We start from the raw sequence: 25651 nt of genomic DNA on the forward strand, positions 1-25651 counted from the left end.
ACCCCTGCTGCCTTTTACCCCTTTTTTTGGGGGGGGGGGGGGTGGGCTGGGGGGGGGGGGGGCTTGTTCTCGTCGGGGCGCGGGGGCCGTGGGCCCCGCGGGGGGGGCCCGCGCCGCCGGCACCCACCCGGCGGCGCGCAGCGCTACCCGGCGCAACACCACATCCGCGGTGCCGCCGCCGACGTAGAGGGGCGGAACGGCGGCGGCCGGGCTCAGCACCAGGGGCGTTTCGGCTCCCGGCAGGAGGGTCGGCGCACCGGCGATCAGCCCGGGCAGCAGATCGAGTGCGGTGTCGAGTTGCCTGCCGCGCCCGCGCGTGGGGGCGGACAGTGCCCGCCAGAACGGCGACTCGGGGAACCCGCCGATTCCGAGCCCGAGACCGACGCGGTTCCCCGACAGGTACTGCAGCGTCTGGACTTGCGCGGCGAGCATGGGCAGCGGCCGCGTCGGCACCGACAGCACCCCGAACTCCAGGGCGATGTCGTGAGTGACCGCGGCGGCCGTGGCCAGCGCGACCATCGGCTCCAGCGCCGCGGTCCCGTCGCCGAGCAGCACATCGGCCGCACCGACCGAATCCAGCCCGGCGGCCTCGGCACGCCGGGCGGCCTCGGCGATACCGCCGGGGCCGATGTGACCGATTTCCATGGTGGGCAGCGCGACACCGATCTTCGGACGGGGCATGACGATTCCTCTCCACGAAGCTCTCGTGCCCCAATCCTGAAACCTCGAGGATGGTCGAGGTCAAGTGCGGGATCAGCGAATGCGGAGTTTGCGCATCAGGCGCAGGGTGAGCAGTGTCGTTTTGAGCTGCTTGTCGTAGGGCATGCCCGCGCGGGCGGCGAGGACCTGCTTCTTCTGGACGCCGACGTTGATGGTGTCGGTGTATTTGAGCAGGCCCGCATCGCCGTGGCGGGTGCCGACACCGGACTGCTTGACGCCGCCGGAGGGGGTCACCTTGGCCGAGTAGGTGGCCACGAAACCGTCGTTGATATTGATGTTGCCCGCCTCGAGCCGGTCGGCAATTCGATTGGCGCGCTCCAGGTTCCGGCTCCACACGCTCGCGTTGAGACCGTAGGTGGTGGCGTTGGCCTGCTGGATCGCCTCCTGCTCGTCGGAGTAGCGATACACCGTCACCACCGGGCCGAAGGTCTCCATGGTGGCGTGCGCCATGTCCGAGGTGACGCCGGTCAGCACCGTCGGTTCGTAGAACGCCGGTCCGAGATCCGGGCGGGCCTTGCCGCCGGTCAGCACGGTCGCCCCCTTGGCCCTGGCATCGTCCACATGCGCGGCGACGCGCTCCATCTGATCCACCGACACCAGCGATCCGAACTCCGGCGCATAGTCGTAGGAGGCGCCCGCCTGGGCGCCCAATTCCTCTGCGGCGGAAACGAACCGGCGTACGAACTCGTCGTGGATCCGATCGTGGACGTAGATGCGCTCGATGTGCATGCACGCCTGGCCCGAGTTGCCGTAGACGGCGAACACGGCGCTGGGGATCACCTCGTCGAGGTTCGCATCGTCGAGGACGATCATCGGATTCTTACCGCCCAGCTCCAGGCTGCATCCGATCAGGTGCCGCCCCGCCTGCTCACCGATGGTGCGGCCGGTGGCGGTGGAACCGGTGAACATCACGTAGTCGGAGTTCTCGATCAGCGTCGGACCGACGTCCGGCCCGGTCCCGCACACCACCTGGACCAGGCCGCGCGGCAGCCCGGCCCTGTGCAGCAGTTCCACCCCGAACAGCGTGCACAGCGCCGTCTTGTTGTCCGGCTTGAGCACCACGCCGTTGCCCGCGATGAGCGCCGGGATCGAATCGGACATGGAGATGGCGAACGGGAAGTTCCACGGGGCGATGACCGCGACCACGCCCTTGGGCCGGTGCTGTTCGGTCGAGGTGGTGATGAACGGCATCGCGCCGCCGCGCCGCACCGGCTTCAGCACCTTCGCTGCCGTCTTGAGGTAGTGGCTGATCACCATCGGCGGATCGCACGATTCCTCGATCGCCATCCGCCGCGTCTTGCCGCAGCCGATCTGGATCAGGTCGGCGATCGTCTCGATCTCCGCCAGGATCAGCTCGTGCGCGCGCTCGAAGACGGCCAGCCGCTCCGACACCGGCCGCCGCGCCCATTCCCGCTGTGCGGCACGGGCATTCGCCGCCGCGGCGGTCACATCCTCGGGCGAGGACTGCGGCAGCTCGCCGACCACGGCACCGGTGTAGACCTCGATCATCTCGTACGGCTCGCGCTTGTCCCCGGCGGTGCCCGCGGTCACCATCGCGGTCAGCCGGTCGATGAGCGTCGTCGTGATCCGCGGCGGCAACGTGGTCGCGCCGCTGTGCGTAGTTGTCTCCATCAGGATCTCCCTAACTTGCCGCCCGGTGACGGCGGTCACCATGCTCCAAACTAGAACACGTTATTGTTATGGACAATGTAGAGGGGTAACTTCGTCCCCGATACGCAGGCAGAGCCAGGACGAAAGAGGATCGGCGATGACGACGGCAGCCACTGAAACCGGTAGCAACACAGAACCCCATGCGCTGATCGAGCGCCGCGGTCACACGCTCATCGTCACCATGAACCGCCCGGCGGTTCGCAATGCGCTGTCGGGCGAGATGCTGGAGCTGATGGTGCAGGCGTGGGACACCGTCGACAACGATCCGGAGATCCGCTCCTGCATCCTCACCGGCGCGGGCGGCGCGTTCTGCGCCGGTGCCGACCTGACGGCGATGACCAAGCAGGATCCGGGCAAGAACATGAGCGAGGGCGGCGCCTTCGACCCCACCTACATGCCCGGCCTGCTCAAGGGCCGCCGCCTCACCAAGCCGCTGATCGCCGCGGTCGAGGGCGCGGCCATCGCGGGCGGCACCGAGATCCTGCAGGGCACCGACATCCGCGTCGCCGGGGAGAGCGCGAAATTCGGTGTCTCCGAGGCGCGCTGGAGCCTGTTCCCGATGGGCGGCTCCGCGGTGCGGCTGCCCCGGCAGATTCCGTACACGGTCGCCGCGGAGATCCTGCTCACCGGGCGGCACATCCGCGCCGCCGAGGCCAAGGAGATCGGCCTGATCGGCCACGTGGTGCCCGACGGCACGGCCCTGGACAAGGCTCTGGAGATCGCCGAGCTGATCAATGCCAACGGGCCGCTGGCGGTGCGGGCGATCCTGCGGACCATGCGCGACACCGAGGGCCTGCACGAGGAGGAGGCCTTCAAGATCGACGCCAGGCTCGGGCTGGAGGTATTCCGCAGCGCGGACGCCAAGGAGGGTCCGCGCGCGTTCGCCGAGAAGCGCAAGCCGGAGTTCACGGGCCACTGACGGCCGACGAATCCCGCCCGGCGGCCGGGCGAACCGCGGCCGCCGGACCCGGCCCGACCGGCGTCGGGGCCCGCCGGGGCACATCTACTCGCCGCGGGTGTCCGCGGCGACGGTGGGCTTCACCATGCGGGCGATCTGCTTGCGCAGCAGGTTGGGCGCGAAGCGACGGGCCAGCCAGAGCGGCCGGGCGGGGCCGGGGAAGACGAACAGCGGGGACTTCGGGTTGGCGACGGCCTTCTCCATGGCGTCGACCACCTTCTCGGGCGCCATACCGCTGCTGCCCGCCAGGATCGCCGGATCGACCGACCGAACTCCGTCCAGGAACGGGGTTTCCACGTGCGGCGGGCAGATGGCGATCAGCCGCACACCGCTGCCCGCCAGCTCCAGCGACAGCGCCTCGGCGTAGCAGACCACCGCGAACTTCGAGGCCGAGTACGCCGCCAGCCCCGGCGACGGCAGCCACCCGGCCACCGACGCGAACAGCACCACCGTGCCGGATCCGGCGTCGCGCATGGCCGGGATGACGGCCTGGCACAGATTGACGGTGCCGATGTAGTTGATGTCCATGATCCGGCGCATCTCCGGAACACCCTGGGCGAGAGTCGAACCCACGCGGCACAGCGCGGCGGCATGCACCAGGTGCTCGATCGGCCCCAGCTCGGCGCTGACCTTGTCCACCAGCGTCGTGACGGCCGCCGTATCGGAGACGTCGCAGGTGTAGGTGGTCATATTCGGTGAGCGCCGGGCGGTTTCGGCCAGCCCGGTCTCGTTCACGTCCACCGCGGCTACGCGGTATCCGGCCGCGGCCAGGCGATGGGCGACGATGCGGCCCATGCCGCTCGCGGCCCCGGTCACCAATGCGGTCTTGGTCATGTTGCCTCCTGTGTCGGGTCCGCGCGGCTTACTCATCGGATTTCCGTGGCTTCCTCGAAAGCCATGCGCAGCGAGCCGATATGGCTGGTGAACAAGGCGCGCGTGGGTAGCCCGAGGCCGCGCATCTCCGCCGCGACCGGATGGTCTCCCAGTTCGATCCTGGTGCCGCCCAGGCACATTCGAACCCGTGCGGGTTCCATCACCCACGGCGTCGCGCGGAGCACGCCGTCGCGATGGGTGTAGGTCTGCATCGAGGCGCCGCCCAGGCCCGCGGGCGCGGGCAGCCCGCCGCCGCTGTCGAGGGCCACCACGAGCCGGTCCTCGAGCCGTACCTCGCACCGCCTGCCGCGGCCCTTCGGGACGATCCGGATATCGGCCATCTCCTTGGGGAAACCCCAGAGCTCGCGGCCGACGGTGCAGGTGAAACTCTGATTCACCGGCAGCCAGCGGATATAGGCACCGGTACTGCGCCGACGACCCGGCACCCGAGCCAGCAGCGAGAAGGCGAATTCGTGATAGGGGCCGAGGTCGGTGTCGAGGTGCCGCATGAAGGCCAGCGCGCACAGCGCGCGGCCCGCGAACCGCACCGGTTCCAGCCCGGTCCCCGCCAGCAGGCCGCGCGCCGCCGCCGGATCGACCGGGAACAGGCTCGAGCACGCCTCGGCGTGACGTACCTCGACCGGGACCCGGATCTGCTCACCGAGAATCGAATACACCTGCGCCATCACCTCGTAATTAGAACACGTTCTAGGATGATCGAGCGCGGATTCGGCGCCCGGAATTCGGCGATCGATCCCACTGAGCGGGAACCGACGGGATGATCCCGGCTCGGCTCACCCCGCCTCGTGGTCCGGATCCCGGCTCGCCGCATGGTCTTTGGCCCAGCGGTAGTCGGGCTTGCCGCTCGGGGTGCGGCCCACGACATCGACGACCCAGATCCGGCGCGGCAGCTTGTAGCCCGCCAGATGGCTGCGAATGTGGTCCTCGAGGGCGGCGAAATCCACCGGCTGCGTGCCGTGCCCGGACACGACGGCGGCGACCTGCTGCCCCCACCGGGGGTGTGGCACCCCGATGACCACCGCGTCGTAGACGGCCGGATGGGACTTGACCACCGCCTCCACCTCCTCGGTGAAGACCTTCTCGCCACCGGTGTTGATCACCATATTGCCGCGGCCCAGCAGTGTGATCGAACCGTCGGCCTCGACCCGGGCGCGGTCGTCGGTGACGACCATGCGCACGCCGTCCACGGTGCGAAACAGCTTGTCGGACTTGGCCTCGTCCTTGTAGTAGCCGAGGGGAACGTTGCCCCGCTTGGCAACCCAGCCCTCCTGACCCGGAACCACTTGGTGGCCATCGTCGTCCACCACCATGGCCCCGCGGCCGGTCTGCACCCGCGGCCCCCGTGCCGGGTCGTCGTCCTTCTGGGCGAATCCGATACCGCCGAAACCCGTTTCGGACGAGCCGATGGAATCGGTGACGACGGTGTGCGGGAACAGCTCCAGCAGTTCGTTTTTCACCGGCTGCGACAGCAGGGCCGCGCCCGAGCCGATCGCCAGCATCGACGACGCGTCCACCGGCGCCTCCCGATAGGCGTCCAGCAACGGTCGCGCCATGGCGTCGCCGGTGATGACCAGGACGTTCGCCCGCTCCCGCGCCACCATCCGCCAGGTCCGGGCGGGATCGAAGCGCGGCTGGAAGATCACGCCGTTACCGGACCACAGCGCGGTGAAGGTCGGCATCATGGCGGCGGCGTGGATCAGCGGCGGCAGCACCAGCCAGCGGCTCGGCTCACCCTGCGCGCCGGTGCGCGACTGCTGGAACTCGTCGGCGACCGGCTCACCGGTGTAGAAGTCGATGCCGCCGCCCAGCACCCGCCACATGTCCTCCTGCCGCCACATCACGCCCTTGGGCATTCCGGTGGTGCCACCGGTGTACATCATGAACAGGTCGTCGGCGGTGCGCGGCTCGAAATCTCGTGCGGTGGAGGAGGTTTCGAAGGCGTCCTGATACGGCACCGAACGGCACGGCAGCCCGGCGCCGCCCTGGTCGTCGTCGACCACGAGGGCGTACCGGATCGAGGGCATCTGTTCGCGCACGGTGTCGACCACGGGCGCATAGCAGCGGTGGTGCACCAGCGCCTCGAGATCGGCGTTGTCATAGACGTAGCGCAGCTCGTCGGCGCCGTAGCGGTAGTTGATATTGATCGGCACCGCGCGCACCTTGAAGCACGCGACGAGCGTCTCCAGCGTCTCGATGCTGTTGTGCATCTGGAATCCGACGTGGGTACCGGTGCCGACGCCGTTCGCGGCCAGATGATGGGCGAGCTGGTTGGCCCGGCCCTCCAGCTCCCGGAAGGTCGACCGGCGCTCGCCCTGGATCACCGCCACCCGGTCGGGCATGGCGTCGACGGCGTGCTCGAACAGGTCGGCGAAGTTGTTCGGCATGATTTCTGCTCTCTGGCTGGGGATTACACGACGGTGAGCGGCAGCGGCCGCCGCTCGGCGAAGGCGAAGTCGGCGCCGGTGCTGAAGCGGGTGACGGCGACCTCGGACGCCTCCGCGAACGGCGTGTCGGCCGCGGTGATCTCCGCGACGAGGTCGGCTCCGTCGGCGCGCACCCGGCTGCGGAAGTGCGGGTTGACGCCGCGGACCATCGCGTCCAGCGGTTCGGGGTGGTCGGCGTCGATCAGCGCGGGCCACCCCCCGTCGGCCACGCCGGGACAATCGCGGGCCAGCCGCAGCACCACGCTGTCGTGGTAGCCGGTGATCTCGATATCGGTGTAGGGCAACGGATTCCACGCCGGATGCCACCGCAGCACCTGTGCCAGGGCGGCGAAGTCGTCGCCGAGACCCAGCGCCTTGCGAATCCGCTCGGAGGTCAATCCGGCGATCCCGGTGAACTGCTTGCGCGCAATGTCCTGCGCCGCCGCCGAATCGGTGCGTGATCGCACGGCGATCTGGAATCCGAGGGTCAGCAGATGCTGCTGCAGGCACACCTCGTCGGCCATCCGCACCAGCGCCGATCGCGAGAAATCGGCGAACCGCAGATCGCTCAGCAGCGGTCCGGCATAGTCCGACTGCCCGGGATCGGCGGGATCGACCGGCGCGAGTTCGAGGCGAGCGGCCGCCGATTCCGCGATGCGGGCGGCGTTCGCCGGGATCGGCGGTGGTTCGTGGGCGGCATCGATCGTCACCGTCCACGCGCACACGGGATTCCGGTCGGCGGGCCGTCGCGGCGGGCGGTGGATCGGACGCACCTGCGCGTGCGGATTGGTGGCCAGCGCGGTCGCGTCGAAGGTCGGATCCTCGATGGTGTGGCACATCGCCACCACGAAGTCCTCGCCCATCGGCTCCACATCCGCGAGCGCACCGCAGTGATCGAGCCAGAACTCCCCGTGGTCGTGGTCGTCGACCCGGAACCGGAAGTCCATGAACTGCGGCGGCGCCCCGATGTCGAGCTGCAGGCCCTTGAATATGGTGACGACCCCGTCGCCGGGAATCCGCAGCGCCTCGCGCATCCGCCGGGTGTAGACGGGACTGGCCAGCTGCCACTCCTCGATGGCGATCTCGGCCATGCCGTCCCGGCCGAAGGCCGCGATCGAATGCGCCATGCCGGAGCGGTCGATGAGATGCCCGCACAGCAGCAGCTCCGGCACCAGCACGGCGAGCCGGTCGCGGGACAGGTCGGCGTATCGCGACGACATGCCGGTCACCACAGGGGAACCGGGGATTCCCCGATGCGGTACCACCCTGGTAGCGGGTCCTTCGAGGTCGACCGCTCGATGCGCTTCCGCATGCCCGGCGACAGCGCGTCATCGGTGATCATGTCCATGAAAAGCGCTGCGACATTTCCGAAGTCGAAGAAGTCGCGCTGCCACGACCACTGGAAGTCGCCGCCGTAGCGAAACCAGCTGCCGCCGATGCCCTCCGGGCTGTAGTGGCGTCCGTCGGCGCGCTTCGCCTCGTTGATCTGTTTCCACAACCCGATCACGGTGCCGCTGCGGTCGTCGACGACGAACTCCTGGTAGGGGTAGGTCCACCCCTCCAGCCCGGCCATCTCCTGGCCGAGCGCCAGGTCGCGGATCTCGTCGCGGCCGACGGCCATGAACTCCTGGGTGGGCCCGTAGTTCCAGCCGTAGGTGGCGTCCTCGGTGTACATCTGCGCCAGCGGCCGCCAGTCGCCCGCGTCCTCACAGCGCTTGTTCTCGTCCACCCAGCGGCGGACCATTTCGTCGAGCTCGTCACGGGTAAAGGAGGCCATGTGCATGTCCTTCGGTATCAGGGCTGTTGGTTGTCGTCGACGATCGTCAAAGCCTGGGTCGGGCAGTAGCGGACGGCGTCGCGCGCCGCCTCGAGGTCGTCGCCCGGATCGGTCCGCAGGATCTGCACCTTGCCGTTCTTCGGCACGGTGAACACCGCGGGCGCCTCGTCCTGGCAGACCGCGTGCCCCTGGCACAGATCGAGATCCACCTCGATGCGCATCAACGCTCCCCTCCGGCGCTGTCCGAATCCGGTTCCCGCAGTGGCGCTTCCGGCTGCACCTCGACCAGCACCAGATGCGCGCCGCGCGGCGTGGCGGCCACCGCGACCACGGCGGCGGCGATATCGGACGCGCGCAGGAAGTACGGATGCCGCGCGAACCCGAACCGCACCCATTCCTCCAGCATGGGACCGATCACCTCGGGAGCGCCGTTCATGCCCATCGCGGTCTGCGTCGCCCCGGGACGCACGATCGAGGCCCGAACCCCCGTGCCCTCCAGCTCCATTCGAAGCTGCTGGGCCATCGCCTCGAGTCCGGTCTTGGCGGCGTTGTAGGCGCCCACGCCCGGCCGCGGTCGGTCGGCGCAGTCGGATCCGATCACGATGAAATCGCCGCGGCGGCGCGCGATCATGTCCGGGACGACCCGGTGCGCCAATCGATGGGCGCCGACCAGGTGCACCTGCACCTGATGCAGGAACGTCTCGGGATCCATGTCGTAGGCATGCCCGAACTCCAGATCTCCGGCGCCGGAGACGACGACTTCCGCTGGGCCCAACGCCTTTTCGGCCGCCGCGACGAACTCGTCCACCGAGTCGCCGTCGGCCACGTCCAGCTTGTGCGCGAAGGCCTCGCCGCCGTCGGCACGGATCTTCTCCGCCAACGATTCACAGATGTCCACACGCCGGGCCCCGAGGGCGACCGGATGGCCCTGCTCGGCGAGGGCCACCGCCGTAGCGGCGCCGATGCCGGAGGAGGCACCGGCGATCAGGGCCGGTCGGCGCGTTGGGTGGGGTTCGAAGCGCGGCATCAGCGACCAACCTTTCGGGGCGACTCGGGCACGGGGCGGCAATCCGGAATCATCGGGCCTCCACGGCGACAGGGAGTTTCGCGAACCCGCGGACATTCGTGGAGTGCACGCGTTCGATGCCCGATTCGTCGATTCCGTAGGCCCGCACTCGATTCGTGAACTCGCGCAGGGCGATTCCCGCCTCCAGCCGCGCCAGATGGGCGCCGAGACAGAAGTGCACCCCGCGTCCGAAGCTGACCAGCCCGCCCTTGTCGGCGCGTTCGATGTCGTAGGTGTCGGAGTGGGCGAACACGTCCTCGTCCCGATTCGCGGAGCCGACCAGCAGCAACACCTTGTCCCCGGCCGGGATGGTGCCGCCGTGCAGTTCGATGTCCACCGCGGCGGTGCGGGCGAGGATCTGGCTGGAGGTGTCGTAGCGCAGCGTCTCCTCCACCCAGTGACCGACCAGCTCCGGATTCTCGGCCACCTTCGCGTACTGCGTGGGATCGATTGCGGCCCAATACAACGCGTTGCCGAGCAGCTTCGTGGTGGTCTCGTTGCCCGCCACCACCATCAGGAACAGGAAGCCGATGATCTCGTCGTCGGACAGCTTGTCCCCGTCGATCTCGGCGTCCAGCAGCGCGGAGGTCAGGTCCTCGGTGCGAGCGCGGCGGCGCTGCGCGAGCATGTCGGCGTAGTACCCGACCAGGTGCAGCGACGCCTCCATGGCGGGGACCGGGACGTCGAGCACGCCGTCCTCGCGGTGCATCACCTGGTCGGCGAGCCTTCTGATCTCGGCCCGATCGGGCTCGGGGACGCCCATCAGCTCCGAGATGACGTCCATCGGCAGTTTGCCCGCGAAATCGTCTATCCAGTCGAAACTTTCGCCCGCCAGCGCCGGTTCCAGGTGCTGCAGCGTCAGTTCGCGGATGCGGTCGGTCATTTCGGTGACCCGCCGCGGGGTGAAGCCCTTGTTGACCAATTGCCGCATGCGCAGGTGGCGTGGATCGTCCAGCGCCAGGAACGACATGGTCTTGTGCGCGTGCGGACCCCAGGCCGCGGGATCCAGCGACACCCCGTTGGCGCTGGACAGGCGCGCATGGTCGCGGAAGCCGTTGACCACGTCGGCGTGCCGCGACAACGCCCAGAATCCCAGCTCCGGATTGTGATACAGCGGCGCCTCGGCACGGAGGCGGCGGTACACCGGATACGGATCGTCGTGGAACGCGTAGTCGTAGGGATCGAACGCGAGCGGCTCCACCGACGCCGACGCACTGGCCGATCCGGTCATCGCCACCACCCCACATTCGAGAACGAGTTCAGCCGTTCGCGGCGGTCGCGGACCGCCCCGAAAGACACATAGCTGGACATGTGTCTGGACGGTACCACCGCCGCCTCGCGCCGACAATGAGTTCGGCGTATTTTCGACGTGGCACGGCACGCAGTCCCACATCCTCATTCCCCGGCACGGCACGCGGTCCCACGTTCTCATTCCCGGCGCAGGGATAGCTTGAACTGAAACAAGTTCTTGCGCCACCCACCGCCCCGAACCTATAGTCCGTACACGTGTCCAGACAGCATGGGAGCAACCGATGAGCAGGCTCGTCACCACCGACGGCTCGTCGCTGTTGATCGGCGGCAAACTGGTGCCGGGCGGCGCCGGGGTGTTCCCGACGGTCAATCCGGCGACCGGTGAGGTGCTGGGGCAGGCGGCCGACGGCGATGCCGCGGATATGGATGCGGCCATCGCGGCCGCCCGGTCCGCGTTCGACGACACCGACTGGTCCCGCGATCACGCGTTGCGGGCGAGATGCCTGCGGCAGCTGCGCGAGGCGCTACGCGGCCACATCGAGGAGCTGCGGGAGGTCACGATCGCCGAGGTGGGCGCCCCGCGCATGCTCACCGGCGGTCCGCAGCTCGAGGGGCCGATCGGCGACCTCGGATACTTCGCCGATCTGGCCGAGAGCTACGAGTGGGAGACCGACCTCGGCAGCGCGGCACCGATGGGCGTCAGGTCCGCCCGCCGGCTGCGGAAGGAGCCGATCGGCGTGGTCGGCGCCATCACGCCGTGGAACTTCCCGCACCAGATCAACTTCGCCAAGCTCGGCCCGGCGCTGGCCGCCGGTGCGACGGTGGTGCTCAAGCCCGCACCCGATACGCCCTGGTGCGCCGCGCTGGTCGGCAAGGTCATCGCCGAACAGACCGATATCCCGGCGGGCGTGGTCGGCATCGTCACCTCCGGCGATCACGCCCTGGGCAGTCAGCTCGTCACCGATCCGCGGGTGGACATGATCTCCTTCACCGGCTCCACCCAGACCGGTCGCGCGGTAATGGCCGGTGCCGCAGCGACATTGAAGAAGGTGTTCCTGGAACTGGGCGGTAAGTCCGCGTTCGTGGTGCTCGACGACGCCGATATCGCCGCCGCCGCAAGCTATGCGGCGTTCTCGGTCTGCGTGCACGCCGGACAGGGCTGTGCGCTGACGACCCGGCTGCTGGTGCCGCGCGCCGCCTACGACGACGCGGTCGCCGCGGCGGCGAAGTCCATGGCGGGGATCGTGCCGGGTGACCCGAGCGATTCCGGAACCATCTGCGGCCCATTGATTTCCGAGCGGCAGCGCACCCGGGTGGAGCGCTACCTCGACATCGCGCGCGCCGAGGGCGGAACGCTCGTGGTCGGCGGCGGGCGTCCCGATCGCCCCGGCTGGTTCGTCGAGCCCACCCTGATCACCGGACTGCCGAACACCTCGGCCGTGGCCCAGGAGGAGATCTTCGGCCCGGTGCTGGTGGTGATCCCGCACGACGGCGACGACGACGCGATCCGGCTCGCCAACGAATCGCCGTACGGGCTGTCGGGCGCGGTGTGGGGCACCGACCCCGATCGGATCCGCCACGTCGTCAACGGGGTGCGCACCGGCACGCTGGGCGTCAACGGCGGCGTCTGGTACTCCGCCGACGCGCCGTTCGGCGGCTACAAGCAGTCCGGTATCGGCCGCGAGCTCGGCGTCGCCGGATTCGAGGAGTACCTGGAGACCAAGCTCATCGCCACCGCCGAATAGCCGCCGCACAATCCCTGCCGCAGAGGAGTTTTCATCATGGCCCGCTTCACCGGACGATCCGCGATCGTCACCGGCGCCGCCCAGGGCATCGGGGCCGCCTACGCCAAGGCCCTGGCCGCCGAGGGCGCCGAGGTGGTTGTCGCCGACCTCAATTCGGACAAGGGCGAGGCGGTCGCCAAGGAGATCACCGCCGCCGGGGGCACCGCCGCATTCCACACCGTCGATGTCTCCGATCCCGAATCCGCCACCGCCCTGGCCGAATTCACCACCGAGCGGTTCGGCCGCATCGATCACCTGGTCAACAACGCCGCCATCTACGGCGATATGAAGCTCGACCTGCTGCTGACCGTCCCCTGGGACTACTACAAGAAGTTCATGGGCGTGAACCTCGACGGCGCGCTGAACATGACGCGCGCCGTGTGGCAGCAGATGGCGAAGAACGGCGGCGGGTCGATCGTCAACCAATCCTCCACCGCGGCCTGGCTCTATTCGGGCTTCTACGGCCTGGCCAAGGCCGGTATCAACGGTCTCACCCAGCAATTGGCGACCGAACTCGGCGGCTCCAGGATCCGGATCAATGCGATCGCCCCCGGCCCGATCGACACCGAGGCCACCAAGACGGTCACCCCGGGCACCATCGTCGACGATATGGTGCAGCGACTGCCCCTGAAACGCATGGGAACTCCCGACGACCTCGTCGGCGCCTGCCTGTATCTGCTGTCCGACGAGGCGAGCTGGGTGACCGGGCACATCCTCAACGTCGACGGCGGACAGATCTTCCGGTCATGAGCGGCAACGACTTTCGCGTCGGCTTCATCGGACTGGGCAATATGGGCGCCCCGATGGCCGAGCGCCTGCTGGACCGGCCCGGCGGGCTCGTGGTCTGCGATGTGCGTCCGGAGGCCACGCAGACCTTCACCGCGCGCGGTGCCGAGGCCGCGGACTCCCCCGCCGATACGGCCGCGCGAGCAGCCGTGATCTCCGTGGTCGTCCTCGACGACGATCAGGTGCGCAAGGTCGTCACCGGGACCGACGGGATCCTGCGGACGGCCGAACCCGGCACGGTCGTCGCCGTGCACTCCACCATCAGCGATGCGACCGCGGTGGAGCTGGCCGACGAATGCGCCGGGCGGGGTGTGGAATTCGTCGATGCGCCGATCAGCGGCGGCGCGCAGGGCGCGAAACAGGGCAGGCTCGCGGTGATGGTCGGCGGCAGCGACACCGCCTTCGAACGAATCCGCGAACCCTTCGGCCGCTGGGCCGATCTCGTCGTGCACGCGGGCCCGGCCGGCGCGGGCACCCGGATGAAGCTCGCGCGCAACCTGCTGCACTTCGTCGCCTTCACCGCCGCGTCCGAGGCCCAGCGCCTCGCCGAGACCGCCGGACTCGATATCACCGACCTCGGCAAGGTGGTACGCCACTCCGACGCCGTCACCGGCGGTCCCGGCGCGATCATGCTGCGCGAGACCACCGCGCCGGTGCCGCCCGGCGACTTCTGGCACTCGATCCTCGGCCACGTCCGCGACCTGGGCGAAAAGGACCTGTCGCTCGCGCTGTCGCTGGGCGAGCGGCTCGGAATCGAGCTACCCCTGGCCCGCACGGCCCTCGACGGCCTCGGCCCCGGACTCGGCGTCGGCGCCGGTGATACCGCAAAGGAGCAGCGATGAGCGAGCATGGCGAATCGGCCGCAGAACGCAGGCAGCGCGGTCTGAAGAAGATGTCCGAGGTGTACGGGTGGGAGTTCTCCGACGGCCCGGGCGCCCACTTCGCCGCCACCGCCGACCACCTGTTCGCCGACATCTGGTCGCGGCCCGGCCTGTCGGTGCGCGACCGGCGGTTGCTGCTGCTCGGCGCGCTGGCCGCCCAGGGCGCGTTCGACGTCGCCGAGATCCAGCTCGGCGCGGCGCTGCGCAACGAGGAACTCACCGCCGACCAACTCCACGAGATCGCGCTGTTCCTGTGCCATTACGTCGGCTGGCCGGCGGGCACCACGCTCGACGGCGTGGTGGGCAAGGTAGTGGGACAGCAGCGCAAGGCCGAGCGGAAGTCCCGGCCAGCGGGTGAGCCGTGACGAGCGGACACCGGGGCGCGCGACGATGAGATGGCACCGGACAATCCAGCCGAGCAAGTGAGGAACAGCAGACGATGACCGAGACCCCCACCGTGCGCCCCGCGCGTGCCGCCACGATCACCACCTGGGATTTCGAAGCCGATGTCGTGGTCGCCGGGTACGGCGTCGCGGGCGCGGCCGCGGCGATCGAGGCCGCCCGGGCGGGCGCCGACGTGCTGGTGCTGGAGCGCACCGGCGGCTGGGGCGGCGCGGCCGCGCTGTCGGGCGGGTTCATCTACCTCGGCGGCGGGACCCCGCTGCAGCAGGCGCTCGGATTCGACGACACCCCCGAGAACATGGAGAAGTTCCTGGTGGCCGCGCTGGGCCCGGGCGTCGACAAGGCGAAGGTGCACGACTACTGCCAGGGCAGCGTCGAGCACTTCAACTGGCTTGTGGCCCAGGGTGTTCCGTTCAAGGAGGCGTTCTGGGGCGAGCCCGGCTGGGAGCCGCCGCACGACGAGGGCCTGATGTATTCCGGCGGCGAGAACGCCGCCCCCTTCAACGAACTCGTGCCCCCGGCGCCACGAGGACATCTGCCGCAGATGGAGAACAAGCGCACCGGGGAGCAGGGCGGCGGCTACATGCTGATGAAGCCGCTCACCGACACGGCCGAAAAGCTCGGCGTCCGTGCCGAATACGACATTCGGCTGCAGCGGCTGATCGTGGACGACACCGATCGCGTCGTCGGCGTCGTCGCGAAACGCTATGGCAAGCAGCTGAATATCCGCGCCCGGCGCGGCGTGGTGCTGGCCACCGGCAGCTTCGCCTACCAGCAGCAGATGATCGAGGGCTACGCGCCGCGGCTGATCGGCCGCCCGGGCGCGGCCATCGAGGAGCACGACGGCATCGGCATCCGCATCGCCCAGGCCCTCGGCGCCGACCTGGCCCACATGGACGCCACGGAGGTCGCCATCTTCGGCGATCCGCAGCGGATGGCCCGCGGCATCCTGGTCAACGGGCGCGGCCAGCGCTACATCCCGGAGGACACCTATCCCGGGCGCATCGGGCAGGCCACGCTGCTGCAGCAGGACAATCAGGCCTTCCTGATCCTCGACGAGGAGGCGCTCGAGGCGGCCGACGCGACCGAGACCGCCACCCCGTTCTTCCGGCAGCCACCCACCTGGGTGGCCGAATCGGTGGAGGAACTGGAGGCCGACATGGGGCTGCCCGCAGGCACTCTGCAGTCCACGATCGAGGTCTACAACCGGCACGCCAAGGACGGCGTCGATCCGGTGCTGGGCAAGAAGCCGGAGTGGGTCAGGCCCGTCGGCGCCCCGCTGGCGGGGTACGACATGCGGGGTTTCACCGCCGGATTCACCCTCGGCGGCCTGCGCACCGACCTCGACTCGCGGGTGCTGCACGTCTCCGGCGAGCCGATCGCGGGCCTGTATGCCGCGGGGCGCTGCACCTCCGGCATCTGCGCGGGTGGTTACGCCAGCGGCGCCTCACTCGGCGACGGCAGCTTCTACGGCCGTCGCGCGGGCGTGGCGGCGGCCACCGGGCAAGCAAACCACACCCCTGCTGCGGGGAACTGAAAGGACCACGGGCCCATGCGTTTCGGCATCGTCTTGTTCACCAGCGACCGCGGAATCACCCCCGCCGCGGCCGCGAAGGCCGCAGAGGACCATGGCTTCGCCTCGTTCTTCGTGCCCGAGCACACCCACATTCCGGTGAAACGCGAAGCGGCACACCCGCTGACGGGCGATGCCAGCCTGCCCGACGACCGCTATATGCGCACCCTCGACCCGTGGGTGGCGCTGGGGACCGCCGCCGCGGTCACCGAGCGCATCGAATTGTCCACGGCCGTGGCGCTGCCCGTCGAGCACGATGTCATCACGCTCGCCAAGACCATCGCGACGCTGGACCACCTGTCGGGAGGCCGCGTGAGCCTCGGCGCCGGATTCGGCTGGAACACCGACGAACTCGCCGATCACGGCGTCCCCGCCGGTAAGCGCCGCACGGTGCTGCGCGAGTACCTCGAGGCCATGCGGGCCCTGTGGACCCGGGAGGAGGCGGCCTACGACGGCGAGTTCGTGAAGTTCGGCCCCAGCTGGGCATGGCCGAAGCCGGTGCAGCAGCACGTGCCCGTGCTCATCGGCACCGCCGGAACCGAACAGGGGTTCCGCTGGATCGCCCGCTCGGCCGACGGCTGGATCACCACGCCCTACGAGACCGAGACGCTGCTGGAACGGCTGGCCCTGCTGCACAAGGTCTGGCAGGACGCGGGCCGCAGCGGGCGCCCGCGCGTCGTCGCCCTCGACGGTAAGCCGGACCCGCAGCGCCTGGCCGAATGGGAGACCGCCGGGGTCACCGATGTGCTGTACGGCCTGCCCGACAAGCCCGAATCCGATGTGCTGGCCTACCTCGACCGGCTCGCCGCCAAGCTGGCACCGCTCGGGCTGACCGCCTGAAACCCCCTAGTTCCCTGACTGTTTCGACCACCGGAGAGTGAGCCGATACCGTGCGCATAGCCCTGCTGTCCTACCGCAGCAAGACCCACTGTGGCGGGCAGGGGGTCTATGTCCGGCACCTCGGCCACGGCCTGGCCGAGCTCGGGCACCGGGTCGAGGTGTTCTCCGGCCAGCCGTATCCGGAACACCTCGATCCGCGGGTGACGCTGACCGAGGTGCCCAGCCTGGACCTGTACCGGGAGCCCGACCCGTTCCGCACGCCCCGCCCCGGCGAGATCCGCGACCGGATCGACCTGCTGGAGCTGGCCACCATGTGGACGGCCGGATTCCCGGAGCCGCGCACGTTCAGCCTGCGCGCCGCCCGGCTGCTGCGCTCGCGCGCGGCGGATTTCGATGTGGTGCACGACAATCAGTGCCTCGGCACCGGACTGCTCCATATCGCCCGGCAGCTGCCGCTGGTGTCCACCGTGCACCACCCGATCACCCGTGACCGCGCGCTCGACCTGGCCGCCGCGCCCTGGCGGCGCAAGCCGTTCGTACACCGCTGGTACGGCTTCCTCGGCATGCAGCGGCAGGTGGCCCGGCAGATCCCGGACCTGATCACGGTGTCGTCGTCCTCGGCCGCCGATATCGTCGACGATTTCGGCGTCGACATGTCGCAATTGAACGTGGTGCCGCTGGGCGTGGACACCGAGCTGTTCCGGCCGCGGGGGCGCCGGGTGCCGGGCCGGATCGTCGCGGTGGCCAGCGCCGACAAGCCGTTGAAGGGCATCGGCCACCTGCTGCACGCCGTTGCGCGGCTGCGGCTTTCGCACGATCTCGAGTTGCGGCTGGTGGCCAAGCTCGAGCCCAACGGCCCCACCGAGAAGCTGATCGCCGAGCTCGGCCTGTCCGATATCGTCACCGCCGGCGCCGGACTGTCCGACCTGGACCTGGCCGAATTGCTCGCCTCGGCCGAGATCGCCTGCATCCCTTCGATGTACGAGGGCTTCTCGCTGCCCGCCGTGGAGGCCATGGCCAGCGGCACCCCGCTGGTCGCCAGCCGCGCCGGGGCACTGCCGGAGGTCGTGGGCGACTGTGCCGAACTGGTCGAGCCGGGAAATATCGACGAGTTGACCCACACGATCGGGCGCCTGCTGGACTCGCGGCGCCGCCTGGACGAGCTCGGCGCCGCCGGGCGTCACCGAGCCCTGACGGTATACAGCTGGGAAGCCGTTGCCGCACAGACCGTTTCCGTCTACGAGCAGGCCATCGCGCGCCGCACGAGCGAGGAGATCATTCCATGCTGACCGTCGACTTCGACCGCCTGGGCATCCGGCCGGGCACCCGCGTGATCGATGTGGGCTGCGGGCAGGGCCGCCACTCGTTCGAGGCGTACCGGCGCGGCGCGGATATCGTCGCCTTCGATCAGAACGCGAGCGATCTGGCCGATGTGAAGCTCATGTTCGGCGCCATGGCCGAGGCGGGCGAGGCGCCCGGCGCGGCGAAGGCCGAGGCGGTACAGGGCGATGCGCTGGCCATGCCGTACGAGGACGGCGAATTCGACGTGGTCGTCGCCTCGGAGATCCTCGAGCACATTCCCGACGACGACAGCGCCATCGATGAACTCGTGCGGGTGCTGAAACCCGGTGGCGCCCTGGCGGTCACCGTGCCGCGCTGGCTGCCCGAGCGGATCTGCTGGCTGCTGTCGGACGAGTACCACGCCAACGAGGGCGGGCACGTCCGCATCTATCGCGCCGACGACCTGCGGGACAAGATCTCCCGCCGGGGGATGCGATTCGTCCACAGCGCCCACGCCCACGCGTTGCACTCGCCGTACTGGTGGTTGAAATGTCTGGTGGGGGTGTCGAAGTCCGACAGCCGGGTAGTCGCGGCATATCACCGACTGTTGGTGTGGGACATGATGCAACGACCCTGGCAGACCCGTTTCGCCGAGACGGCACTGGACCCGGTCATCGGCAAGAGCGTCGCGCTGTATTTCACCAAACCGGCGGTGCGACGTGCGTGACCTACCGGCAGTGCCCGGCATACTCACCGCCGCGCAGTGCCGGCGCACCGCCGAATCCATTGCCGCCGAGCAGGAATCCGGCGGCGCCATACCGTGGTTCACCGGCGGCCACACCGATCCGTGGGATCACATCGAGAGCGCCATGGCGCTCACCGCCGCGGGCCTGCTGAGCGAGGCGCGCGCCGCCTACGAGTGGTCCGCGCGCACCCAGCGGCCGGACGGCTCCTGGCCCCTGCAGTTCCGCGGCGGCGCGGTCGAGAACGCCGATACCGACACCAACTTCTGCGCCTACATCGCCACCGGCGTCTGGCACCACTACCGCCGCACCGGCGACCGTTCCTTCGCCGAGTCGATGTGGCCGACGGTCCGCGCCGCCATCGATTACGTCGCCACCATGCAGCAGGGGCGCAACGGCGAGATCTATTGGCTGCGTTCGGCTTCCGGTGTGATTCCCGAGGCGCTGCTCACCGGCTGCTCGAGCATGTTCCACAGCATCCGCTGCGCGCTGGCGCTGGCCGAACTGGTCGGGGATCCACAGCCGGACTGGGAGGTCGCGGCGCTGCGCCTCGGTCATGCCCTGCGGCATCATCCGGAGTCGTTCGCCGAGAAGAACCGGTACTCGATGGACTGGTACTACCCGGTGCTGTGCGGCGCCTACCGCGGCGCCGACGGCGCCGAGCGGATCGACTCCCGCTGGGGTGATTTCGTCGTGGGCCGGATCGGCATCCGCTGCGTCGCCGACCGCCCCTGGGTCACCGGAGCGGAGACCTGCGAACTGGCCCTGGCACTGGACACCCTGGGCGACCACCGGCGCGCGCGGGAGCTACTGGGATCCATGCAGCATCTGCGCGAGAACGACGGATCCTATTGGACCGGACTCGTTTTCGCGGACGGCAAGCGCTGGCCGGAGGAACGCACCACCTGGACCGGGGCGGCGATGATCCTCGCCGCCGACGCGCTGTCGAATGCGACGGCGGCCGCCGGGATCTTCCGGGATGCGGCCGCACCGATCGACATCACCGCCGGATTCGCCTGCGACTGTATCGGTTCCCGCCGGTAGCGCCGGTCAGCGGCGCGGGGTCCGGGCGCGCACGTGGATGCGCTCCCCGTGCTTGCCGAACAGGCTCAGCACCTCGACATCGCCGCGCCCGGCGGCGCCGAACCAATGCGGGATCTGGCAGTCGAATTCGGCGGCCTCACCGGCGGACATCACGAAATCGTGGTCGGCGAGCCGGACGCGGAGCTGCCCGCGCAGCACGTACAGCCACTCGTAGCCCGCGTGGGTCCGCAGATAGGGCTCCCGGTCGTGCGCGGGAATGGTCATCTTGTAGGCGCGCGGCTCGGCGCTGTGCCGCGACAGCGGGATCAGGACCCGGCCGTCCTTGCTGGTGGGGTGCTGCGGCACCCGCGGATCGACGATGCGGGGTGCGGCGACGATCTCGTCGAGGGGGATGCCCAGGGCCGCCGTGATCGGCAACAGCAGCTCCAGGCTCGGCTTGCGCTGCCCGGACTCCAGCCGGGACAGGGTGCTGGTCGAGATCCCGGTGGCCCGGGTGATCTCGGCGAGGCTGACGCCCTTCTTCTCCCGCGCGCGCCGCAACCGGGGTGCGATCTGCTCGATCGCGGCACCGACACTCGGCTCGTCCATGCGCCCAGTCAACCAATGCGTCCCGGAATCGGCAACGGTGTTTGTCGATACCGGGCGAGCCCTCCGATGCTCGTAGCGGAGGTGATCCGGATGAACATCACAACGGATGCAACGAGAAGTGCCCGCGCGCAGCGGTTTCGGAGCGGTCGGCCGGACCGGTTACCGGCCGGGGTGTACCTGCTGGGCTTCAGCCTGTTCGCGATGGGGAGCGCCGAATTCCTGCTGGCCGGTGTGCTACCCGAGGTCGCCGCCGACCTCGATGTCACGCTCTCCGCGGCCGGGATGCTCATCACCGCGTTCGCGCTGGGCGTCGTATTCGGAGGCCCGCCGTTCGCCGTGCTCAGCCTGCGCTGGCCGCGTCGCACCGCCCTGGTCGCCACGCAGGGCGTCTTCGCCGCCGCCGTCGCCGCCGGGCTGCTGGGCAACTATCAGGTGCTGCTGGTCAGCCGGGTCGTCGCCGGTGTGGCCTACGCCGGATTCTTCGCCGTCGCCTCGGTCACCGCGATCGGGCTGGTCACCCCGGACCGCACCGCCCGCGCGTCCGGCGTCGTGGTCAGCGGCCTGAGCGTGGCCATGATCGCCGGCGGCCCCGCGGGAACGCTGCTGAGCCACTTCACCGAGTGGCGGGGCGGATTCTGGGCCGTGGTGGCCTTGACGCTCGCGGGCATCGTCGGCAGCGTGCTCGGACTCCCCTCGGCCACAACGGGTTCCGGCCCGACAGCGAGCGTCGCGCGGGAGGTCACCGCGATGCGCAGGCCGATGCTCTGGGTCGTCTACGCGATCGTCATCGCGTCCACCGCCGCGTACATGATCACGTTCAACTATCTGGCGGCCATGCTGGCCGAGAGCACCGGCGTCTCCGAGGTCTGGATTCCGGCCGTCCTCGCACTGTTCGGGATCGGCGCCTTCGTCGGCCTGTCCGTCGGCGGCCGAATCTCCGACCGGCGACCACACCTCGCACTGCTCGCCGGTGCGCTGTCGATCGCGGCGCTGTCGCTGGTGCTGGCGGCCGAGATCGAGCAGGTCTGGGTCGCGGTGCCGACGGTGTTCCTGCTCGGAGTCGCCGCGTTCGTGCTCAACCCAGCTCTCTACGGACGCGTGTTCGCCATCGCCGCCGATGCGCCCACGCTCGCGGGAGCGACGACCGTGTCGGCCTTCCAATTGGGCATCAGCCTCACGCCGGTCCTGGCGGCCACAACGCTCACGTCGGGCGCCGCACTCACCTCGGTGTGCCTGATCGGCGCCGCCCTCGCCACGGCCGCCGTCCCACTGATCCTCCTCGACCGACGCGGGCGGGGCTGACTATGCCTGGCCGCCGCAGCCCGTGTCGCGCTCGAGGATGCGCATCGAGCCGACCGCCTCGACCTCGCGGAACTTCCCGCTGTCCAAGGCTTTTCGGTAGATGTGGTAGGGCGCCTGACCACCGTCGCGGGGATCGGGGAAGACGTCGTGGATGACCAGCGCACCACCGGCGGCCACCCAGTGTGCCCAGTTGTCGTAGTCGCGCTGGGCGGCCTGCTCCGTATGCCCGCCGTCGATGAACAGCAACCGGATCGGCGTGCGCCACATGCGCGCCACCGTGGCCGAGGCGCCGACCACGCCCACCACCGTCTCGGTGAGACCGGCGCGCACGATCGACCGCCGGAACGCCGCGACGGTGTCGAATCGTCCCGTCGCCGGATCGACCAGCGAACTGTCGTGATACTCCCAGCCCGGCTGATGCTCCTCCGAGCCGTGGTGGTGGTCGATCGTGTACACCGTCGCGCCGGTTTCGCGGGCGGCCGCGCCGAGGTAGATCGCCGACTTGCCGCAATAGGTTCCGATTTCGACGACAATGCCGTCGCCCGCGTATCGCCGCGCCGCCTCGTACAGCGCCCTCCCCTCCTCGATCGGCATGAAACCGGTAGTTCGCTCGGCAAGATCGAACAATTCTTCCGAACCAACGGGAATCGCCGAATCGGCACGGGTCATGAGGGGCGAACCTTTCTGTCGGCACGTGGCACACGGGCCGTGCGAGTTGCCCGTAAGAGGTGTCCATAGTAGCATCCAGACACGTGTCCGATCCGATGCCCGTCAGCCTCGAGGCGACCCGGCGCCGCCTCACCGAAAAGCAGGCCGACACCGTCGACCGGCTTACCAAGGCCGCGCTCGAGGTGCTGTCCCGCGAGGGTTTCGCGGGTCTGACGGTCCGCATGGTAGCCGCCGCGGCGGGGGTGGGCACGGCCACGGCCTACACCTACTTCTCCTCCAAGGAACACCTTGTCGCGGAGGTCTTCTGGCGCCGCCTGGCCGCGACGCCGCCGCCCGCGGACGACGATTCCGGCCCCACCGCCCGAGTGGTCGCGGTGCAGCGCCAGATCGCGATGCTGGTGGCCGACGAGCCCGCGCTCGCGGGCGCGGTGACCAGCGCACTGCTGGGCACCGATCCGGACGTGGCACATCTGCGGGTGCGCATCGGGTCCGAGATCCGCAAGCGCCTGGTCACCGCCCTCGGCGACGATGCCGATCCGGATATCGTGGAAACGCTGGAGCTGCTCTACGCGGGGGCCCTGGTGCGCGCCGGAATGGGCTACGCCTCCTACGCCGAGATCGCCGACCGGCTCGAAAAGTCCACTCTCCGAGTGCTGGAGTAATCGACTCCGCACCCGCGCAATTCCCCGCTGGAGACAGTCCGATACCTTGCCGCGGACTCGCTTCCGTAGTACCGTCCAGACACGTGTCCATCACGGGTGGATCCGGTACGGCGGAAGGATTTCCGATGACGCTCGTCAAACCACAGCAGGTGTCCGGGGGCGGCCACGAACACGGCCATCTCGAGGAGTTCCGCACCGATCCGATCGCGCTGATGCGCCGGGTCCGCGCGGAGTGCGGCGATGTGGGTTCGTTCCGGCTGGCCGACAAGAACGTCATCATGCTGTCCGGCTCGGAGGCCAACGAGTTCTTCTTCCGCGCCGCCGACGAGGACCTGGACCAGGGCGCGGCCTACCCGTTCATGAAGCCGATCTTCGGCGAGGGCGTGGTGTTCGATGCCAGCCCGGAGCGCCGCAAGGAGATGCTGCACAATCAGGCGCTGCGCGGCGAGCATATGCGCGGGCATGCGGAAACCATTGCGCGCGAGGTGGATCGGATGCTGTCGCGCTGGGGCGACGAGGGCGAGATCGACCTGCTGGAGTTCTTCGCCGAGCTGACCATCTACACCTCCTCGGCCTGCCTGATCGGCGTCAAGTTCCGCAACGAGCTCGACGAGCGCTTCGCGCATCTGTACCACGAGCTGGAACAGGGCACCGACGCGCTGTGCTACGTCGACCCCTACGCGCCGATCGACAGCTTCCGCCGCCGCGACGAGGCCCGCGCCGAACTGGTCGAGCTGGTGCAGGCGATCATGGACCGGCGGATCGCGAATCCGCCTGCGGGCAAACAGGATCGGGACATGCTCGACGTGCTGGTCTCGATCCGCGACGAACAGGGCGCCCCGCGCTTCTCCGCCAGCGAGATCACCGGCATCTTCATCTCGATGATGTTCGCCGGGCACCACACCACCTCGGGCACCGCGGCCTGGACGGTGATCGAACTGCTACGGCATCCGGAGCAGCTCGCGAGCGTGATCGCGGAGCTGGACGAGCTCTACGCCGACGGCAAGGACGTGAGTTTCCATGCGCTGCGCCAGATTCCGCAGCTGGAGGCGGTGCTCAAGGAGACCCTGCGGCTGCACCCGCCGCTGATCATCCTCATGCGGGTCGCACGCGACGAGTTCGAGGTGTGCGGAAACCACATCGCGCCGGGCGATCTCGTGGCCGCCACGCCCGCGGTATCCAACCGCATCCCGGAGGATTTCCCGGAGCCCGACCGCTTCGACCCGGGCCGCTACCTCGACCCGAACCAGGCCGATCTGGTCAACCGCTGGACCTGGATCCCCTTCGGCGCCGGGCGGCATCGCTGCGTCGGCGCGGCCTTCGCCCTCATGCAACTCAAGGCCATCTTCTCGATCCTGTTGCGAGACTGGGAATTCGAGATGGTCCAGCCCTCCGACAGCTACCGCAACGACCACTCCAAGATGGTCGTCCAACTACAGCAGCCCTGCGCCGTCCGCTACCGCCGCCGCTGACCCGCTACAGCACCGACTCGATGGCGCTGACCACCGCCGGGTCCTTCGGCTCGGTGCGCGGCCGGAAGCGGCCCACCACCTTGCCGTCGCGGTCGACGAGGAACTTCTCGAAGTTCCACTGGATGTCGCCCGCCTCGCCCTCGGCGTCGGTGGTCCGCACCAGCTCCCGGTACAGCGGATGCCGTCCCTCGCCGTTCACCTCGGACTTCTCGAGCAGCGGGAAGTCCACGCCGTAGGTGGTGGAGCAGAACTGCTCGATCTCCTCGGCCGTGCCGGGTTCCTGGCCCATGAACTGGTTGCACGGCACCCCGACCACGCTGAATCCGCGCGGACCGTAGGTCTGCTGCAGCTCCACCAGGCCGGTGTACTGCGGGGTGAGGCCGCACTTGGAGGCCACGTTCACCACCAGCAGCGCCTTGTCCCCGGCCAACTCGCCGAGCGTGGTGGATTCGTCGGACAGGGTACGTACGGGAATGTCACGAATAGTCACAGGGCCGATGATAGGTCGATTTCGATCATCGCCCCACCGCCTCAGCCCGAGCTTCACATCCCCGCCACGCCACGAAACCCACCTCGGCACGCCACAAAGCACGCTCCCCGCACACCACAAAGCCCACTCCCCCAGCACGCCACGAAGCGCCCACACCCCGGCACACCACGTAGCCCCCACCCCGGCACGCGGCCTAGTTCCCATCCCCGGCACGCGGCCTAGTTCCCACCCCCACCACGCGGCCTAGTTCCCATCCCCAGCACGCCACAGAGCCCACACCCCCGCACGCGGCCTAGTCAAAATTCCCAGCACGCCGCAAAAAACACACCCCCGGACGCGGCGGATGCGGAAATACCAGGCCGCCCCGCAACGCA

26 protein-coding genes are annotated in these 25651 nt (G+C 69.3%); 13 read left to right on the forward strand and 13 right to left on the reverse strand.

Going from position 1 to position 25651, the window contains the following annotated elements; all coding sequences use genetic code 11:
* Together QH290_RS33185 and QH290_RS33190 are read right to left on the reverse strand one after the other, a co-directional pair.
* Nucleotides 1-681: LLM class flavin-dependent oxidoreductase (locus tag QH290_RS33185; protein WP_280387240.1), on the reverse strand; the 681-nt coding region annotated here is incomplete at its 3' end.
* Between the two features lie 72 nt (nt 682-753).
* Complete coding sequence (locus tag QH290_RS33190; protein WP_280264175.1) at nt 754-2352, reverse strand: succinic semialdehyde dehydrogenase; 1599 nt, start codon at nt 2350-2352, stop codon at nt 754-756.
* 136 nt (nt 2353-2488) lie between these two features.
* On the opposite strand from QH290_RS33190, the gene QH290_RS33195 reads away from it, so the two are divergent.
* Nucleotides 2489-3310, forward strand: coding sequence for a crotonase/enoyl-CoA hydratase family protein (locus QH290_RS33195; protein ID WP_280264173.1), 822 nt, complete (start codon nt 2489-2491; stop codon nt 3308-3310).
* An 84-nt stretch (nt 3311-3394) separates the two neighbouring features.
* Here the strand turns inward: QH290_RS33195 and QH290_RS33200 are convergent, their stop codons facing one another.
* The 8 genes from QH290_RS33200 to QH290_RS33235 form a co-directional block, all read right to left on the reverse strand.
* A complete protein-coding gene (locus QH290_RS33200) occupies nt 3395-4183 on the reverse strand; it encodes an SDR family NAD(P)-dependent oxidoreductase (protein ID WP_280387243.1) in 789 nt (262 codons plus the stop codon).
* Nucleotides 4184-4215: 32 nt separating this feature from the next.
* On the reverse strand, nt 4216-4908 hold the full coding sequence (locus QH290_RS33205) for an acetoacetate decarboxylase family protein (protein ID WP_280264178.1): 693 nt from the start codon (nt 4906-4908) through the stop codon (nt 4216-4218).
* 108 nt (nt 4909-5016) lie between these two features.
* Nucleotides 5017-6627 carry an acyl-CoA synthetase gene (locus QH290_RS33210; RefSeq protein ID WP_280387246.1) on the reverse strand — a complete coding sequence of 537 codons (1611 nt, stop codon included), beginning with the start codon at nt 6625-6627 and terminating at the stop codon, nt 5017-5019.
* Nucleotides 6628-6650: 23 nt separating this feature from the next.
* The gene (locus QH290_RS33215) at nt 6651-7886 is read right to left on the reverse strand and encodes a hypothetical protein (RefSeq protein ID WP_280387248.1); all 1236 of its coding nucleotides are present in this window, start codon (nt 7884-7886) and stop codon (nt 6651-6653) included.
* 5 nt (nt 7887-7891) lie between these two features.
* Nucleotides 7892-8443, reverse strand: coding sequence for a nuclear transport factor 2-like protein (locus tag QH290_RS33220; RefSeq protein ID WP_280264165.1), 552 nt, complete (start codon nt 8441-8443; stop codon nt 7892-7894).
* Nucleotides 8444-8460: 17 nt separating this feature from the next.
* Complete coding sequence (locus QH290_RS33225) at nt 8461-8664, reverse strand: ferredoxin (RefSeq protein WP_280264163.1); 204 nt, start codon at nt 8662-8664, stop codon at nt 8461-8463.
* Nucleotides 8664-9470, reverse strand: a complete 807-nt coding sequence (locus QH290_RS33230) for an SDR family oxidoreductase (RefSeq protein ID WP_280264162.1) — start codon at nt 9468-9470, stop codon at nt 8664-8666. Before QH290_RS33230 ends, QH290_RS33225 begins: the two co-directional genes overlap by 1 nt.
* Before the next feature lie 49 nt (nt 9471-9519).
* Nucleotides 9520-10740, reverse strand: a complete 1221-nt coding sequence (locus QH290_RS33235) for a cytochrome P450 (protein ID WP_280264160.1) — start codon at nt 10738-10740, stop codon at nt 9520-9522.
* Nucleotides 10741-11041: 301 nt separating this feature from the next.
* Between QH290_RS33235 and QH290_RS33240 the strand changes: the two genes are divergently transcribed.
* The 9 genes from QH290_RS33240 (at nt 11042) to QH290_RS33280 (ending at nt 20094) form a co-directional block, all read left to right on the forward strand.
* Nucleotides 11042-12505, forward strand: coding sequence for an aldehyde dehydrogenase (locus QH290_RS33240; protein ID WP_280264158.1), 1464 nt, complete (start codon nt 11042-11044; stop codon nt 12503-12505).
* Between the two features lie 36 nt (nt 12506-12541).
* Nucleotides 12542-13294: an SDR family oxidoreductase gene (locus tag QH290_RS33245; RefSeq protein ID WP_280264156.1), complete on the forward strand. Its 753-nt coding sequence runs from the start codon at nt 12542-12544 to the stop codon at nt 13292-13294.
* On the forward strand, nt 13291-14172 hold the full coding sequence (locus tag QH290_RS33250) for an NAD(P)-dependent oxidoreductase (RefSeq protein WP_280387250.1): 882 nt from the start codon (nt 13291-13293) through the stop codon (nt 14170-14172). Before QH290_RS33245 ends, QH290_RS33250 begins: the two co-directional genes overlap by 4 nt.
* Nucleotides 14169-14576 (forward strand): carboxymuconolactone decarboxylase family protein, encoded by a 408-nt coding sequence (locus QH290_RS33255; protein ID WP_280264154.1) that lies wholly within the window; start codon nt 14169-14171, stop codon nt 14574-14576. The genes QH290_RS33250 and QH290_RS33255 overlap by 4 nt, the downstream gene beginning before the upstream one ends.
* Nucleotides 14577-14650: 74 nt before the next feature.
* On the forward strand, nt 14651-16150 hold the full coding sequence (locus QH290_RS33260; protein ID WP_280264152.1) for an FAD-dependent oxidoreductase: 1500 nt from the start codon (nt 14651-14653) through the stop codon (nt 16148-16150).
* A 15-nt stretch (nt 16151-16165) separates the two neighbouring features.
* Entirely contained in the window at nt 16166-17026 is an 861-nt protein-coding gene (locus QH290_RS33265) for an LLM class F420-dependent oxidoreductase (protein WP_280387252.1), read from the forward strand.
* A gap of 50 nt (nt 17027-17076) precedes the next feature.
* Nucleotides 17077-18315 (forward strand): glycosyltransferase family 4 protein, encoded by a 1239-nt coding sequence (locus QH290_RS33270; RefSeq protein ID WP_280264148.1) that lies wholly within the window; start codon nt 17077-17079, stop codon nt 18313-18315.
* A complete protein-coding gene (locus QH290_RS33275) occupies nt 18309-19034 on the forward strand; it encodes a class I SAM-dependent methyltransferase (protein WP_280264146.1) in 726 nt (241 codons plus the stop codon). Before QH290_RS33270 ends, QH290_RS33275 begins: the two co-directional genes overlap by 7 nt.
* Nucleotides 19027-20094, forward strand: coding sequence for a glucosidase family protein (locus QH290_RS33280; protein WP_280264144.1), 1068 nt, complete (start codon nt 19027-19029; stop codon nt 20092-20094). Before QH290_RS33275 ends, QH290_RS33280 begins: the two co-directional genes overlap by 8 nt.
* A gap of 6 nt (nt 20095-20100) precedes the next feature.
* Here QH290_RS33280 and QH290_RS33285 read toward each other — a convergent pair whose 3' ends face one another.
* Nucleotides 20101-20682 (reverse strand): helix-turn-helix domain-containing protein, encoded by a 582-nt coding sequence (locus QH290_RS33285; protein WP_280264142.1) that lies wholly within the window; start codon nt 20680-20682, stop codon nt 20101-20103.
* A gap of 90 nt (nt 20683-20772) precedes the next feature.
* Between QH290_RS33285 and QH290_RS33290 the strand changes: the two genes are divergently transcribed.
* Complete coding sequence (locus QH290_RS33290) at nt 20773-21984, forward strand: MFS transporter (protein ID WP_280264141.1); 1212 nt, start codon at nt 20773-20775, stop codon at nt 21982-21984.
* On the opposite strand, the gene QH290_RS33295 is transcribed toward QH290_RS33290, so the two are convergent.
* A complete protein-coding gene (locus QH290_RS33295) occupies nt 21985-22653 on the reverse strand; it encodes a class I SAM-dependent methyltransferase (protein ID WP_280264139.1) in 669 nt (222 codons plus the stop codon).
* Nucleotides 22654-22748: 95 nt separating this feature from the next.
* Between QH290_RS33295 and QH290_RS33300 the strand changes: the two genes are divergently transcribed.
* On the forward strand, nt 22749-23315 hold the full coding sequence (locus QH290_RS33300; protein WP_280264176.1) for a TetR/AcrR family transcriptional regulator: 567 nt from the start codon (nt 22749-22751) through the stop codon (nt 23313-23315).
* Nucleotides 23316-23440: 125 nt separating this feature from the next.
* The gene (locus QH290_RS33305) at nt 23441-24787 is read left to right on the forward strand and encodes a cytochrome P450 (protein ID WP_280264137.1); all 1347 of its coding nucleotides are present in this window, start codon (nt 23441-23443) and stop codon (nt 24785-24787) included.
* Between the two features lie 4 nt (nt 24788-24791).
* On the opposite strand, the gene QH290_RS33310 is transcribed toward QH290_RS33305, so the two are convergent.
* Complete coding sequence (locus QH290_RS33310) at nt 24792-25277, reverse strand: glutathione peroxidase (protein ID WP_280387254.1); 486 nt, start codon at nt 25275-25277, stop codon at nt 24792-24794.
* Nucleotides 25278-25651: the final 374 nt, after the last annotated feature.

Origin of the sequence: Nocardia wallacei (assembly GCF_029869545.1) — a bacterium.
Taxonomy (GTDB): Bacteria; Actinomycetota; Actinomycetes; order Mycobacteriales; family Mycobacteriaceae; genus Nocardia; species Nocardia wallacei_A.

Excerpts from the sequence above, each read along its gene's own strand:
- QH290_RS33190 (WP_280264175.1), bottom strand. The coding sequence starts at position 2,352 with ATGGAGACAACTACGCACAGCGGCGCGACCACGTTGCCGCCGCGGATC.
- QH290_RS33195 (WP_280264173.1), top strand. The coding sequence starts at position 2,489 with ATGACGACGGCAGCCACTGAAACCGGTAGCAACACAGAACCCCATGCG.
- QH290_RS33200 (WP_280387243.1), bottom strand. The coding sequence starts at position 4,183 with ATGACCAAGACCGCATTGGTGACCGGGGCCGCGAGCGGCATGGGCCGC.
- QH290_RS33205 (WP_280264178.1), bottom strand. The coding sequence starts at position 4,908 with ATGGCGCAGGTGTATTCGATTCTCGGTGAGCAGATCCGGGTCCCGGTC.
- QH290_RS33210 (WP_280387246.1), bottom strand. The coding sequence starts at position 6,627 with ATGCCGAACAACTTCGCCGACCTGTTCGAGCACGCCGTCGACGCCATG.
- QH290_RS33215 (WP_280387248.1), bottom strand. The coding sequence starts at position 7,886 with ATGTCGTCGCGATACGCCGACCTGTCCCGCGACCGGCTCGCCGTGCTG.
- QH290_RS33220 (WP_280264165.1), bottom strand. The coding sequence starts at position 8,443 with ATGGCCTCCTTTACCCGTGACGAGCTCGACGAAATGGTCCGCCGCTGG.
- QH290_RS33225 (WP_280264163.1), bottom strand. The coding sequence starts at position 8,664 with ATGCGCATCGAGGTGGATCTCGATCTGTGCCAGGGGCACGCGGTCTGC.
- QH290_RS33230 (WP_280264162.1), bottom strand. The coding sequence starts at position 9,470 with ATGCCGCGCTTCGAACCCCACCCAACGCGCCGACCGGCCCTGATCGCC.
- QH290_RS33235 (WP_280264160.1), bottom strand. The coding sequence starts at position 10,740 with ATGACCGGATCGGCCAGTGCGTCGGCGTCGGTGGAGCCGCTCGCGTTC.
- QH290_RS33240 (WP_280264158.1), top strand. The coding sequence starts at position 11,042 with ATGAGCAGGCTCGTCACCACCGACGGCTCGTCGCTGTTGATCGGCGGC.
- QH290_RS33245 (WP_280264156.1), top strand. The coding sequence starts at position 12,542 with ATGGCCCGCTTCACCGGACGATCCGCGATCGTCACCGGCGCCGCCCAG.
- QH290_RS33250 (WP_280387250.1), top strand. The coding sequence starts at position 13,291 with ATGAGCGGCAACGACTTTCGCGTCGGCTTCATCGGACTGGGCAATATG.
- QH290_RS33255 (WP_280264154.1), top strand. The coding sequence starts at position 14,169 with ATGAGCGAGCATGGCGAATCGGCCGCAGAACGCAGGCAGCGCGGTCTG.
- QH290_RS33260 (WP_280264152.1), top strand. The coding sequence starts at position 14,651 with ATGACCGAGACCCCCACCGTGCGCCCCGCGCGTGCCGCCACGATCACC.
- QH290_RS33265 (WP_280387252.1), top strand. The coding sequence starts at position 16,166 with ATGCGTTTCGGCATCGTCTTGTTCACCAGCGACCGCGGAATCACCCCC.
- QH290_RS33275 (WP_280264146.1), top strand. The coding sequence starts at position 18,309 with ATGCTGACCGTCGACTTCGACCGCCTGGGCATCCGGCCGGGCACCCGC.
- QH290_RS33285 (WP_280264142.1), bottom strand. The coding sequence starts at position 20,682 with ATGGACGAGCCGAGTGTCGGTGCCGCGATCGAGCAGATCGCACCCCGG.
- QH290_RS33290 (WP_280264141.1), top strand. The coding sequence starts at position 20,773 with ATGAACATCACAACGGATGCAACGAGAAGTGCCCGCGCGCAGCGGTTT.
- QH290_RS33295 (WP_280264139.1), bottom strand. The coding sequence starts at position 22,653 with ATGACCCGTGCCGATTCGGCGATTCCCGTTGGTTCGGAAGAATTGTTC.
- QH290_RS33300 (WP_280264176.1), top strand. The coding sequence starts at position 22,749 with ATGCCCGTCAGCCTCGAGGCGACCCGGCGCCGCCTCACCGAAAAGCAG.
- QH290_RS33305 (WP_280264137.1), top strand. The coding sequence starts at position 23,441 with ATGACGCTCGTCAAACCACAGCAGGTGTCCGGGGGCGGCCACGAACAC.